This is a genomic window from Pseudomonas izuensis, assembly GCF_009861505.1.
In the GTDB taxonomy this organism is placed as follows: Bacteria; Pseudomonadota; Gammaproteobacteria; order Pseudomonadales; family Pseudomonadaceae; genus Aquipseudomonas; species Aquipseudomonas izuensis.
In genome coordinates this window covers 261,057-274,800 of sequence record NZ_WTFT01000011.1, presented here as the reverse complement: position 1 = coordinate 274,800, position 13,744 = coordinate 261,057, and the positions used below count along the sequence as shown (strand labels likewise).

Genomic DNA, 13,744 nt, shown 5'->3' with positions numbered 1-13,744 from the left:
GGTATTGTGTTTCACTCGTTACCTGTGGGAGCAAGGCTTGCCCGCAATGAGGCCATTACATCCACTGCAAAACTACCGCTCAAACAGCTCCATCTGCTCGAACCCGCCGCGCAAATCCTCCAGCCTCACCCCCACCCCCAACAACCGCACCGGTTTGCCGCCTCGATTGAAGGCCTGGGTCAGCAACAACTGATAACTGCCCAAATCCCGCCCTGCCCCGGCCTGCTCCAGCGTGGTCTGGGTGAAATCATGGAACTTCACTTTGACGAATGGCTTGCCCGGCCTGTAGCTACTGTCTATACGCGCGATGCGACCGGCCAGGGTTTCCAGCAGCTCGGGTAGCTTATCCAGGCAACTCACCAGGTCCGGCAGGTCGACGTCGTAGGTGTTTTCGACACTGATCGACTGCCGGCGACTGTCGTTGTGCACCTGGCGATCATCGATCCCGCGGGCCAGGCTCCAGAGGCGCTCGCCAAAGCTGCCGAATTCGCGCACCAGCGCTAATTTGTCCCACTCGCGCAATTGCGCGCAATCGAGGATGCCAAGCTTGCCCAACTTGTCGGCGGTTACCTTGCCGACTCCGTGCAGCTTGCTCACCGGCAAGCCGCTGACAAAATCCTCGACCTGATCCGGCGTGATGACGAACAAGCCGTTGGGCTTTTTCCAGTCGCTGGCGATCTTGGCTAGAAACTTGTTTGGCGCCACCCCTGCCGAGACCGTGATGTGCAGCTGATTCGACACCCGCCGACGGATGTCCTGGGCGATACGCGTGGCACTGCCGCCGAAATGCGCGCTGTCCGACACATCAAGGTAGGCCTCATCAAGGGAAAGCGGCTCGATGATGTCGGTGTAGTCGCGGAAGATCGTATGAATTTCCTTCGACGCTTCTCTATAGGCGTCCATACGTGGCTTGACGATGGTCAGGTCCGGGCACAGCTTCAACGCATGCCCGGACGACATGGCCGAACGCACGCCGTAGGCCCGAGCCTCATAATTGCAGGTAGCAATCACTCCACGCCGATCCGCCGCCCCACCTACCGCCAGCGGTTTTCCTGCCAGGCGCGGGTCATCACGCATCTCGATGGCGGCGTAGAAGCAGTCACAATCGACGTGGATGATTTTTCGCTGGGTCATATCAACGCGATGTTCAAAGTGAAGAAATGGCGGATTGCCGTGTCGGATAGGCAGTATCTCACCGACACCTGTATATAGCACCAGTAGTCTGAATGTTCTTCGCCGACCGTAGGAAAAGTACTTTATAAATTTATTTTATCAATCGCACAGCACTGGCTAATAGAGCCGAAACCCTTGCCAGGCTTGACTCTCAGGCCGATCAAAGCCTTCAGAAGCAAGCTAAGCGATTGAACCTGAAGAGGTTTTACCGAGATTGGCGGTTGACAGCCTGTCGATCCTCTGTAGAATGCCGACACACAGACGCGGGATGGAGCAGTCTGGTAGCTCGTCGGGCTCATAACCCGAAGGTCGTCGGTTCAAATCCGGCTCCCGCAACCAAACATCAAAAAAGGCTACTCGAAAGAGTGGCCTTTTTTGTGCGCGCGTGTTTTCACCTATCCGACCATTCATCGGCACGCTGCCGGAATGAGAATTCGTTCAGATTCCGAAACTTAAGCCCGTCCTGCGACCGCTTGCCGCGCTTTTACGTTTATTTGACCCGGATCGGGATTAACGGTTGACACGCTGGCGTATCTCTATAGAATGCCGCCACACAGACGCGGGATGGAGCAGTCTGGTAGCTCGTCGGGCTCATAACCCGAAGGTCGTCGGTTCAAATCCGGCTCCCGCAACCAAACATCAAAAAAGGCTACTCGAAAGAGTGGCCTTTTTTGTATCTGTTGAAAAAGTCCTTTCGCAACAATGATCTGTCACGCTGTCGTAAGTCATTCGCGACACCAAAGCACGGAGTTCAGACTATGCTGAATTTCGACCTGAGCGCTCTACGACTGATGATTCTCCATCGCCGACACTCAGTGTCAGGCGTTATTATTTGTGATTATTTTTTTCTACAGGGATTGGTAACTTGGCTGGATACCCCCATCCTGTCGCGCACAATCCACGAGGTGATTGATGCGCGCCGATTCGTCTGACTCACAAGACACCGTTACAGCAACACAACCGATCAAGGCCGAGCGGTTGCGTTTGCTTGAGCGCGTCAGCAAATACCGTCAGCCCATTGGTCTGGCGGTCACTTTGCTGTTGTTTGCCATCGCGCTGATTGCCTGTCGCCACCTGTTGAGCGAACTCGACCTGGACGCGCTGCACGACTCGATTCTCGAAGTCCCCAAACCGTCCTTGCTCGGCGCGCTGGGCGCCACCGTGGCAGGTTTCATCATTTTGCTCGGTTACGAATGGTCGGCCAGTCGCTACGCCGGCGTGCACCTGACCCCGCGAACCCTGGCACTGGGCGGCTTCACCGCTTTCGCCATCGGTAATGCCATCGGTCTTTCGATGCTGTCGGGCGGCTCTGTTCGCTACCGTCTATATGCACGTCACGGTCTCGGGGCCACTGAAGTCGCCCACATGACGCTGTTCGCCAGCCTGTCGCTCGGCTGCGCGCTGCCGCCACTCGCCGCGCTGGCGACCCTGAGCAACCTGCCTGGCGCCTCTGCGGCATTGGGGCTCTCGGAAACCTTGCTGGGTGTCATCGCAGCGGCCGTGCTGTTGCTGTTTGCCGTGCTGGCTATCGGCATCTACCGCCGCCGCCTGCCGGAACAACCCTACGCCGATAACCTGATGGTAAAGGTCGGTCGTCGCACCTTGCGTCTGCCAGGGCGCCGCCTGACCTTTCTGCAACTGGTGATTACCGCACTGGACGTAGCCGCCGCGGCAACGGTGCTTTACCTGCTGCTGCCGGAGGCGCCGCCCTTTGGTGCCTTTCTCCTGGTTTATCTGCTGGCATTGGCCGCCGGGGTACTCAGCCATGTGCCGGGCGGTGTCGGCGTGTTCGAAGCCATACTGCTCGCCGCCTTCTCCGACACCCTCGGCGCCGCGCCACTGGCTGCTGCGCTTCTGCTCTATCGCCTGATCTACGTGGTCCTGCCGTTGCTGGTGGCGTGCCTGCTGTTGTTGATCAACGAAGGTCAGCGCCTGTTCCAGACACGCCAGTCCTTGCGGGCCGCATCGGGCCTGGCCGCACCCATACTGGCGGTGCTGGTGTTCCTGTCCGGCGTGGTGCTGCTGTTCTCCGGAGCCACCCCGGAGATCGACACCCGACTGGAACACATCGGCTTCCTGATTCCGCACCGCCTGGTTGACGCCTCGCACTTTGGTGCCAGCCTGATCGGCGTGCTGTGCCTGCTGCTGGCCCAGGGCCTGCGTCGCCGACTGTCGGCGGCGTGGATGCTGACCACCATTCTGTTGCTCGTCGGCGCCCTGCTCTCCCTGCTCAAGGGCTTCGACTGGGAAGAAGCCTGCCTGATGACCCTGACCGCAAGCCTGCTGGGGGTTTTCCGTCGCTCGTTCTATCGTCCGAGCCGCTTGACTGAAGTGCCGTTCTCGCCGCTGTACCTGGTGGCGAGCCTGTGTGTGCTCGGGGCCTCGATGTGGCTGCTGTTGTTTGCCTACCAGGACGTCCCCTACAGTCATCAGCTCTGGTGGCAGTTCACCCTCGACGCCGATGCGCCCCGCGGCCTGCGTTCGCTGCTGGGTGCGGCGGTCCTGCTGGTGGTGGTATCCCTGACCTGGCTACTGCGTACTGCGCGCCCGATTATCCACCTGCCGACACCCGATGAACTGGAGCGCGCAAGCAAAATCCTCATGGCGTCAGCACAGCCGGATGGCGGCCTGGCCCTGACGGGCGACAAGGCGCTGCTGTTCCACACCAACGACGAAGCGTACCTGATGTATGCCCGCCGTGGCCGCAGCCTCGTGGCGCTGTACGACCCGATCGGCCCTGGCCAGCAGCGGGCGGAAATGATCTGGCAGTTCCGCGACCTGTGCGACATCCACCATGCCCGGCCCGTGTTCTATCAGGTGCGCGCGGAGAACCTGCCGTATTACATGGACATTGGCCTGACCGCGATCAAGCTTGGCGAAGAAGCCCGGGTCGATCTCAAGCGCTTTGATCTCGAAGCCAAGGGCAAGGAGATGAAGGACCTGCGCTACACCTGGAACCGAGGCACCCGCGACGGCCTGTCGCTGGAGGTCTTCGAGCCGGGACAGGCGCCCATGGATGAGCTCAAGGTGATTTCCGATGCCTGGCTGACCGGCAAGAACGTGCGCGAGAAAGGTTTCTCCCTCGGCCGCTTCAGTGATGACTACCTCAAGTACTTCCGCATTGCGGTGATCCGTTTCGAAGGGCGCCCGGTGGCGTTCGCCAATCTGCTCGAGACCTACAGCCATGACCTGGCCAGCCTCGACCTGATGCGCGCGCACCCGGACGCCCCCAAGCTGACCATGGAGTTCATGATGGTCGGACTGATCCAACACTATAAGAATCACGGATACGCACGCTTCAGCCTGGGCATGGTGCCGTTGTCGGGGTTGCAACCCCGTCGCGGTGCGCCATTGACCCAGCGCCTGGGCTCGATGGTATTCCGCCGTGGTGAGCAGCTTTACAACTTCCAAGGCTTGCGCCGCTTCAAAGATAAATTCCAGCCTGACTGGGAACCCCGTTATATGGCCGTACCCGCCGGACTCGATCCGCTGGTTGCCCTGGCCGACACTGCTGCCCTGATCGCGGGTGGCTTGACTGGATTGGTGAAACGCTGATGATTCAACGCTCCTTGCGCTACGTACTGGGCACGCTGGTTGTGCTGGCCCTGATTCTCGGTGGTGGCTACTGGTACCTCAAACGGCCAGCTCCGGAACCGACCCTCGAACAGCTGAACCCGGTCGACGGCGCCGCGATGACCCGCGTCATCCCCGGCAACACACCACGCGCCCAAGTGCTGGTGGCGGTCAACGAAGAACAGAAACTCAGCGACAAACAATTGCTGACCCTGAGCCGCAGTGGCTCGGCGCAGATCGTTCAGGTGATCCTGCCCAAGGACTGCCTGCTGCAAAGTCGTGCACTGCAATCGGGGCTGAGAGAACTCAAAGGCCCGGCGACCCTGGTCAGCGGCATCGGCCCAGGTGCGGTGCTGGCCTGGCGCTGGTTGTCCGAGCAGAAAGACGACAAGTCCCAGGCCGTTTCGGTGGATCTGGCCCTGGAAAAACCCGGCTGCACACACCTGCTGCCGAAAAGCGCCGCCCACGGCCGCTGGCTCGTGGCGTGGAACGACAACCCGGACGACACCAGTGCCGGCTTCGTGCGTGACCAACCGAACGCTGAAACCAGCATCAGCGACTACGACATCAACCTGCCACAAGTGCTGAACAACGAACTGCGCAAGATCCTCGTCGGTGGCGACAAAGCGGCGGGCGGCCTGCAGATTCCGGTGGTCGAAGTGCCCGCGGGTCAAGCCAAGGACACGGTGACCCTGTTCCTGTCCGGCGATGGCGGCTGGCGCGACCTGGACCGCGATGTCGCGGGCGAAATGGCCAAGATCGGCTATCCGGTGGTCGGCATCGACACCCTGCGTTACTACTGGCAGCACAAGAGCCCCGAGCAAAGCGCCCTGGACCTCACCGAACTGATGCAGCACTACCGGCAGAAATGGGGCACCAAACGCTTCATCCTCACCGGTTACTCGTTCGGCGCCGATGTCCTGCCGGCGATCTACAACCGTCTGCCCGAGTCGGAACAGCAACGCATCGACGCAATCATCCTGCTGGCTTTCGCCCGCACCGGCAGCTTCGAAATCGAAGTCGAAGGCTGGCTCGGCAACGCCGGCAAGGAAGCCGCCACCGGACCGGAAATGGCCAAGCTGCCGGCCGCTAAAGTGGTGTGCATCTATGGTGAAGAAGAAGTCGACGAAAGCGGCTGCACCGACAAGACAGCCGTGGGCGAAGCCATCAAATTGCCAGGTGGCCACCACTTCGACGAGAACTACCCGGCACTGGCCAAGCGCCTTGTGACCATCATCGAGAAGCGCCAAGCCAAAGAGGAGCAGGCTCAGGAGTGATCTGAGCCCCTCAAAAAAGCCCCCGCTACCTTTGGGTTACGGGGGCTTTTTATTGTCTTGCAGGCACCGCAGATCCATTGTGGGAGCGAGCCTGCTCGCGAAGACGGACTGACATTCAGCATCTGAGTTGTCTGAAAGTCCGCTTTCGCGAGTAGGCTCGCTCCCACAAGAGATTGGCGGTGGTGCATAAATAGCGGCCACAAAAAAGCCCCCGCAGCCGCAAGGCCGTCGAGGGCTTTTTGGTGATGCAGGCCTTACATCTCCACCTGCGTCCCCAACTCAATCACCCGGTTCAGCGGTAGATTGAAGAAGCGCAGATTGCCGTTGGCGTTCTGCAACATGAAGGCGAACAGCGCCTCGCGCCAGCGGGACATGCCTTCGAGCTTGGAGGCGATGACCGTCTCGCGGCTAAGGAAGTACGTGGTGCGCATCGGGCTGAAATTCAGTTCGTCGAGATGACACAGTTTCAATGCCTGCGGCACGTCCGGTTCGTCGGTGAAGCCGAAATGCAGGATTACCCGGAAGAAACCTTCACCGTAGGAATCGACCTCGAAGCGCCGATTCGGCGGCACCCGCGGGATGTCCTCGTACACCACCGTCAGCAGCACCACCTGTTCGTGCAACACCTGATTATGCAGCAGGTTATGCAGTAGCGCGTGAGGCACGGCGTCCGGACGCGCGGTGAGGAACACCGCGGTGCCCTGCACACGATGCGGCGGCTGTACGGCGATACTGCTGATGAAAATCGGCAGCGGCAAACCACCCTCGTCAATACGATCCACCAGCAACTGCTTGCCGCGTTTCCAGGTGGTCATCAGCACAAACAAGGCGAGACCGGCGATCACCGGAAATGCCCCGCCCTGCACGATTTTCGGCACGTTGGCGGCGAAGTACAGACCATCGACCAACAGGAAGCCGAGCAACACCGGCACCGCGAAGATCGGTGGCCACTTCCACAACAGCAACATCACTGCCGACACCAGAATAGTGGTCATCAACATGGTGCCGGTTACCGCCACACCGTAGGCCGAAGCCAGGGCATTGGAGGATTCGAAACCGATCACCAACAGGATCACGCCGACCATCAACGCCCAGTTCACCGCACCGATGTAGATCTGGCCCTGTTCGGCGCTGGACGTGTGCCGGATGTGCATGCGTGGAATGTAACCGAGCTGGATCGCCTGACGGGTCAGGGAGAAGGCTCCCGAAATCACCGCCTGGGAGGCGATCACGGTGGCAAGGGTCGACAAGCCGACCAGCGGAATCAATGCCCAGCTTGGCGCCAGCAGGTAAAACGGGTTGCGCGCAGCTTCCGGATCACCGAGCAGCAGCGCGCCCTGGCCAAAGTAGTTCAGCACCAGCGCCGGCAGCACCAGGATGAACCACGCACGGGCGATCGGCTTGCGGCCGAAGTGGCCCATGTCGGCGTACAGCGCTTCGGCACCGGTCAATGCCAGCACCACCGCGCCGAGGATCGCCACACCCATGCCCGGGTGCACGATAAAGAAGCGCACACCCCACACAGGATTCACTGCTTGCAACACTTCGGGGTGCTGCAGGATGCCGTAGACGCCCAGCGCCCCAAGCACCACAAACCAGGTGACCATGATCGGACCGAACAAAATGCCGATGCGCGCCGTGCCGTGACTTTGAATCAGAAACAGCCCGACCAGCACCACAAGGGACAGCGGCACCACCCAGTGGTCGATGCCCTCGAATGCCAACCCCAGGCCCTCAATGGCCGATAGCACGGAGATCGCCGGGGTGATCATGCTGTCGCCATAGAACAGCGCCGCGCCGATCAGCCCGCAGACCACCAGCAACGTGCGCAATTTGGCGTGCCCCGCCGCCGCTCGCCGCGCCAGCGCAGTCAGGGCCATGATCCCGCCCTCGCCCTGGTTGTCGGCGCGCAGCACGAACATCATGTACTTGATCGACACGACCCAGATCAGCGACCAGAAGATCAGCGCCAGAATCCCCAACACGCCGTCATGGTTGACCGGCACGCCATAGCCACCCGAGAACACTTCTTTGAGGGTGTACAACGGGCTCGTGCCGATATCGCCATAAACCACCCCGACAGCCGCGACCAGCATGCCGATCGGCTTGGCCGCCGAATGCCCGGCGCCCGCCGCGTGACTACTTGCCTGACCCATCCAACACTCCTGATTCCCAGACCGGCTTCTTTATACGAAGCACTATGCTTTGTGATGCAGCATGCGCTGTTTTACCTGTTGATACAGACGTTTTGTTGACTGTAAGGAATTCGTAAAGCCCAACGGCGCGAAGCATAGCGCAGCACTCGTCGTATTTCCCTGCATAAAGCTGGTCAAGAGCGCCTGCCATCGCTAGAATTGCGCACTTTTTGATCAGAGGCGCAAAAAAGCGCCCGATTGTCGCCTTGCCCATTTGCGGCTGGAGGCGTCACAAATACCGAGGTTAGACATGTCCACCACTTCTGCGCCGGCCAATCCAAAGGTTGGCTTCGTATCCCTGGGTTGCCCGAAAGCACTGGTCGACTCCGAGCGCATCCTCACCCAGCTGCGCATGGAAGGCTATGACGTCGTGTCCACCTATCAGGACGCCGATGTCGTGGTGGTGAACACCTGCGGCTTCATCGATTCGGCCAAGGCAGAATCCCTGGAAGTGATCGGCGAAGCGATCAAGGAAAACGGCAAGGTAATCGTGACCGGCTGTATGGGCGTCGAAGAAGGCAACATCCGCAACGTACACCCAAGCGTGCTGGCCGTTACCGGTCCGCAGCAGTACGAGCAAGTGGTCAACGCCGTGCACGAAGTCGTGCCGCCGCGTCAGGATCACAACCCGCTGATCGACCTGGTGCCGCCACAAGGGATCAAGCTGACCCCGCGTCACTACGCCTACCTGAAGATTTCCGAAGGCTGCAACCACAGCTGCAGCTTCTGCATCATCCCTTCGATGCGCGGCAAACTGGTCAGCCGCCCGGTGGGTGATGTGCTCGACGAGGCCCAGCGCCTGGTCAAATCCGGCGTCAAGGAGCTGCTGGTGATCTCCCAGGACACCAGCGCCTACGGTGTCGACGTGAAATACCGCACCGGCTTCTGGAACGGCGCGCCGGTGAAAACCCGCATGACCGAACTCTGTGAAGCCCTGAGCACCCTCGGTGTCTGGGTCCGCCTGCACTACGTTTACCCGTACCCGCACGTCGACGAGCTGATCCCGCTGATGGCCGCCGGCAAGATCCTGCCGTACCTGGACATCCCGTTCCAGCACGCCAGCCCGAAAGTGCTGAAGTCGATGAAACGCCCGGCGTTCGAAGACAAGACCCTGGCGCGCATCAAGAACTGGCGCGAGATCTGCCCGGACCTGATCATCCGTTCGACCTTCATCGTCGGTTTCCCCGGCGAAACCGAAGAAGACTTCCAATACCTGCTGAACTGGCTGACCGAAGCCCAGCTCGACCGCGTCGGCTGCTTCCAGTACTCACCTGTCGAAGGCGCCCCGGCCAACGACCTCGATCTGGAAGTTGTACCCGATGACGTCAAGCAGGACCGCTGGGAGCGTTTCATGGCGCACCAGCAGGCCATCAGCTCGGCGCGCCTGCAAATGCGCATTGGCCGTGAAATCGAAGTGCTGGTCGATGAAGTCGACGAGCAAGGCGCGGTCGGCCGCTGCTTCTTCGATGCCCCGGAAATCGACGGTAACGTGTTCATCGACAACGGCAGCAACCTCAAGCCGGGCGACAAGGTCTGGTGCAAAGTGACTGACGCCGACGAGTACGACCTCTGGGCTGAGCAGATCTAAACGCAAAAAATATGAAAAGCCCTGCTCTCTTGACGAGATGCGGGGCTTTTTTACGGCTATCGTTTTGTGGGAGAAGGAACTCGCCTACTTGAAAGCGATTGCGATTGAAACCAGGGAGAAGCCGGCCATGCGCCAACATTCGGTCATCCATACACCGAAACTGAGCGACTACGAAGAACTGACACGGCTATGGGAAGCGTCAGTGCGCGCCACTCATGATTTTCTGCCGGACAGCTACATCGAACTGCTGAGGAACCTGGTACTGACCCGCTACCTCGATGCGGTGATGCTGATCTGCACAAAAGACTCGCGCCAGCGCATCACCGGGTTCGCCGGAGTCGCGGCGGGCAAGATCGAAATGCTCTTCATCGACCCCGCACACCGCGGCCAGGGCCTGGGCAAACAGTTGTTGCGCTATGCCATGGAACACCTGAACGCCGACGAACTGGACGTCAACGAACAGAACCCGCAAGCCCTGGGGTTTTATTTCAAGCAGGGCTTCGAGGTGATCGGCCGCTCGGAAGTCGACGGCATGGGGCAGCCGTATCCGTTGTTGCACATGCGCTTTCGCCAGGCGCATCAACTGACGCGCAATGGCTGACACACCCCGGAACAATTGTAGGAGCTGGCTTGCCAGCGAAGGCGGCCGATTGATCGTCGCAAGGCTCTCGGGCCACTTCGCTGGCAAGCCAGCGCCTACAAAAAGCCCCTGCGGCAAAATGGTTCCGGGATTAACCGGCGCCAGGCAGGTACAATGCCTACCCCCTTTTTTGTTACGGCCTTGTCATGACTGACCCGATTCGACTTTCCAAACGCCTCATCGAACTCGTCGGTTGCTCCCGCCGGGAGGCTGAGCTGTTCATCGAGGGCGGCTGGGTCACTGTCGACGGCGAAGTCATCGACGAGCCGCAGTTCAAGGTCGGCACCCAGAAAGTCGAACTCGACAAGGACGCCAAGGCCACTGCGCCGGAGCCGGTGACTATCCTGCTCAACGTGCCCGCCGGCATGGACGCGGACACCGCCATGGCGACCCTCAGCGCCGAAACCCTGAGCGAAGAACACCGCTACGGCAAACGCCCACTCAAGGGTCACTTCCAGCGCCTGACCGCCAGCACCGACCTGCAGGCCAATGCCAGCGGTTTGCTGGTGTTCACCCAGGACTGGAAGATCCTGCGCAAACTCACTGCCGATGCGAGCAAGATCGAGCAGGAATACGTGGTCGAGGTCGAAGGCGACATGGTCGAGCATGGCCTCAACCGTCTGCAGCACGGCCTGACCTGGAAGGGCAAGGAACTGCCGCCGGTCAAGGCCAGCTGGCAGAACGAAAACCGCCTGCGCTTCGCCATGAAGAACCCGCAACCGGGTGTAATCGCCCTGTTCTGCCAGGCTGTCGGCCTCAAGGTCGTGGCCATCCGCCGCATTCGCATCGGCGGCGTATCCATCGGCAAAGTGCCCCTGGGGCAATGGCGCTACCTGTCCGGCAAAGAAAAGTTCTAAGACTTTTCACGTCGCCACACATTTCGGCGTCGCGCCTGGCCGCGACGCCCACAGCTGAATATCAGGACTGCACACATGATTCATAACGACGTACTGCGCAGCGTGCGCTACATGCTCGACATCAGCGACAAGAAAGTCATCGAGATCATCAAGCTCGGCGGCATGGACGTGAGCCTGGCAGATCTTCTGACATACCTGGACAAGAAAGAAGAAGACGAGGAAGGCTTCGTTCGCTGCCCGGACGAAGTCATGGCGCACTTCCTCGACGGCCTGGTGATCTTCAAGCGCGGCAAGGACGAAAGCCGTCCGCCAATGCCGATTGAAGTGCCGGTGACCAACAACATCATCCTGAAAAAACTGCGCGTGGCCTTCGAACTCAAGGAAGACGACATGCACGCGATCCTCAAGGCCGCCGAGTTCCCGGTGTCCAAGCCTGAGCTGAGCGCCCTGTTCCGCAAGTTCGGCCACACCAACTATCGCCCGTGCGGCGACCAGTTGCTGCGCAACTTCCTCAAGGGTCTGACCCTGCGCGTACGTCCGCAGTAATCGCCACCGTTCAGTGGGAGCACAGCTTGCTCGCGATGGCGTCCTTGAAATCGCCATCGCCAGCAAGCTGTGCTCCCACAAAGCTGCATAGCTCCCCATTCCGCACAAAAATAGTGGCTCCGCTTCCGGCGGCTGACGACTAGGGTGTAAAGACCCTCAGCCCTCAGGATTTGCCATGCACCCCTACTTCTCCCTGCAAGGCCGCACCGCCCTGGTGACCGGCGGCACCCGCGGTATCGGCAAGATGATCGCCAAGGCTTATGTCGAGGCCGGCGCCACCGTGTACGTCTGCGCCCGCGATGCCGAAGCCTGCCGGCAAACGGCTGACGAACTCGGTGCATTCGGACGCTGCCACGGCGTTGCAGCCAACCTGGCCACGGAAGACGGTGTACAGCAATTGGCCACGCGCCTGGGCGAGCAGATCACTCACCTCGACATCCTGGTCAATAACGCCGGCACCACTTGGGGCGCTCCGTTGGAGAGTTACCCGATCAAGGGCTGGGAAAAGGTCATGCAGCTCAATGTGACGTCGGTATTCAACTGTATCCAGCAATTCCTGCCGCTGCTGCGCAAGGCCGGCTCAGCGGCCAATCCCGCCCGGGTCATCAACATCGGCTCGGTCGCCGGGATTTCATCCTTCGGCGAACAGGCCTATGCCTACGGACCCAGCAAAGCGGCGCTGCATCAACTGTCGCGGATTCTGGCGCGGGAGTTGGTGAGCCAGCACATCAATGTCAACGTGATCGCACCGGGACGCTTTCCCAGCAAGATGACGCAACACATTGGCAATGATGAACAGGCGCTGGCGGAAGATACGGCGTTGATTCCGATGAAGCGTTGGGGTCGGGAGGAAGAGATGGCGGCGTTGGCGATCAGCCTGGCGAGCACCGCCGGGGCCTACATGACCGGGAATATCATTCCGCTGGATGGTGGGTTCAGTCTCTGAGATCGGCTGTGCGGCCATCGCGAGCAGGCTCGCTCCCACAGGGGTTTTCTGTGTTCACACATTTTGTGATCGACCGAGATCTACTGTGGGAGCGAGCCTGCTCGCGATAGCGGACTGACAGGCACAACTGAATCCAGATCGATCGGGTTATCATGCCCGCCTCTTCCCCGCCTCGACCCCAAACCATGACCTACAGCGTTTCCCCCATAGGCTTCGTGCGCTCCTGCTTCAAGGAGAAGTTCGCCATCCCGCGCCAACCACAACTGGCCCCGGCTGCGCGAGGAATTTTGGAACTGGTGGCACCCTTCGATCAGGGCGATGCAGTACAGGGCCTGGAACAGGTCAGCCATGTCTGGTTGCTGTTCCTGTTTCATCAAGCGCTCGAAGAAAAGCCACGCCTGAAAGTCCGCCCTCCTCGCCTGGGTGGCAACAAATCCATGGGCGTGTTCGCTACCCGTGCTACGCACCGCCCCAACGGCATTGGTCAGTCAGTGGTCAAACTGGACAAGGTCGAAGCCAATCGTCTGTGGATCTCCGGCATCGATCTGCTGGATGGCACGCCAATTCTGGACATCAAGCCTTACGTGCCCTACGCCGATATCATCGCTACCGCCTCCAACAGCATCGCCAGCGCCGCGCCGCACCTTGTTCCCGTGCAGTGGACAGACAGCGCCCTGGAACAGGCCCACGAACACGCTCAGCGCCTTGCAGAGCCCTTGGTGGCGTTGATCGAGCAATGTCTGGCGCAGGATCCGCGCCCGGCGTACCAGACACCCGCGCCGGAACGGGAATATGGCGCACAGTTCTGGGATGTGGATGTGCGTTGGCATTACCCGACGCCGGAGCTGATCCGTGTGCTCGAAGTCATCCCCGTAAAGGTGTAAACGCCAGAAACAACTGTGGGAGCGAGCCTGCTCGCGAAGGGGGCGTATCAGTCAACATCAATGTT

Annotated in this window: 10 protein-coding genes and 2 tRNA genes; 10 read left to right on the top strand and 2 right to left on the bottom strand. The window is 60.3% G+C overall.

Features of this window, described 5'->3' with window-relative positions; translation table 11 throughout:
* Positions 1-72: 72 nt before the first annotated feature.
* The gene (gene dinB, locus GPL81_RS11690; protein ID WP_160106832.1) at positions 73-1,134 is read right to left on the bottom strand and encodes a DNA polymerase IV; all 1,062 of its coding nucleotides are present in this window, start codon (positions 1,132-1,134) and stop codon (positions 73-75) included.
* Positions 1,135-1,435: 301 nt separating this feature from the next.
* On the opposite strand from dinB, the gene GPL81_RS11685 reads away from it, so the two are divergent.
* The 4 genes from GPL81_RS11685 to GPL81_RS11670 all read left to right on the top strand — a co-directional run bounded on the left by GPL81_RS11685 (position 1,436) and on the right by GPL81_RS11670 (position 6,023).
* Positions 1,436-1,512 (top strand) — tRNA-Met (locus tag GPL81_RS11685).
* A gap of 219 nt (positions 1,513-1,731) precedes the next feature.
* A tRNA-Met gene (locus tag GPL81_RS11680) sits at positions 1,732-1,808 on the top strand.
* Between the two features lie 277 nt (positions 1,809-2,085).
* Positions 2,086-4,728 (top strand): bifunctional lysylphosphatidylglycerol flippase/synthetase MprF, encoded by a 2,643-nt coding sequence (gene mprF, locus GPL81_RS11675; RefSeq protein WP_160106831.1) that lies wholly within the window; start codon positions 2,086-2,088, stop codon positions 4,726-4,728.
* Positions 4,728-6,023, top strand: a complete 1,296-nt coding sequence (locus tag GPL81_RS11670) for a virulence factor family protein (RefSeq protein ID WP_160106830.1) — start codon at positions 4,728-4,730, stop codon at positions 6,021-6,023. The genes mprF and GPL81_RS11670 overlap by 1 nt, the downstream gene beginning before the upstream one ends.
* Before the next feature lie 254 nt (positions 6,024-6,277).
* Here GPL81_RS11670 and GPL81_RS11665 read toward each other — a convergent pair whose 3' ends face one another.
* A complete protein-coding gene (locus GPL81_RS11665) occupies positions 6,278-8,179 on the bottom strand; it encodes a potassium transporter Kup (RefSeq protein WP_160106829.1) in 1,902 nt (633 codons plus the stop codon).
* A gap of 289 nt (positions 8,180-8,468) precedes the next feature.
* Here GPL81_RS11665 and rimO point away from each other — a divergent pair, with 289 nt between their 5' ends.
* The 6 genes from rimO to tsaA all read left to right on the top strand — a co-directional run bounded on the left by rimO (position 8,469) and on the right by tsaA (position 13,679).
* Positions 8,469-9,806, top strand: coding sequence for a 30S ribosomal protein S12 methylthiotransferase RimO (gene rimO / locus GPL81_RS11660; RefSeq protein WP_096513127.1), 1,338 nt, complete (start codon positions 8,469-8,471; stop codon positions 9,804-9,806).
* A gap of 127 nt (positions 9,807-9,933) precedes the next feature.
* Positions 9,934-10,407 (top strand): GNAT family N-acetyltransferase, encoded by a 474-nt coding sequence (locus GPL81_RS11655; RefSeq protein WP_096515541.1) that lies wholly within the window; start codon positions 9,934-9,936, stop codon positions 10,405-10,407.
* A gap of 185 nt (positions 10,408-10,592) precedes the next feature.
* Complete coding sequence (locus GPL81_RS11650; RefSeq protein ID WP_121103615.1) at positions 10,593-11,303, top strand: rRNA pseudouridine synthase; 711 nt, start codon at positions 10,593-10,595, stop codon at positions 11,301-11,303.
* Positions 11,304-11,378: 75 nt separating this feature from the next.
* Positions 11,379-11,849, top strand: a complete 471-nt coding sequence (locus tag GPL81_RS11645; protein ID WP_096513129.1) for a YehS family protein — start codon at positions 11,379-11,381, stop codon at positions 11,847-11,849.
* Between the two features lie 175 nt (positions 11,850-12,024).
* Positions 12,025-12,795, top strand: coding sequence for an SDR family oxidoreductase (locus GPL81_RS11640; protein WP_160106828.1), 771 nt, complete (start codon positions 12,025-12,027; stop codon positions 12,793-12,795).
* A gap of 185 nt (positions 12,796-12,980) precedes the next feature.
* A complete protein-coding gene (gene tsaA / locus GPL81_RS11635) occupies positions 12,981-13,679 on the top strand; it encodes a tRNA (N6-threonylcarbamoyladenosine(37)-N6)-methyltransferase TrmO (protein WP_160106827.1) in 699 nt (232 codons plus the stop codon).
* The last annotated feature ends 65 nt before the right edge of the window (positions 13,680-13,744 follow it).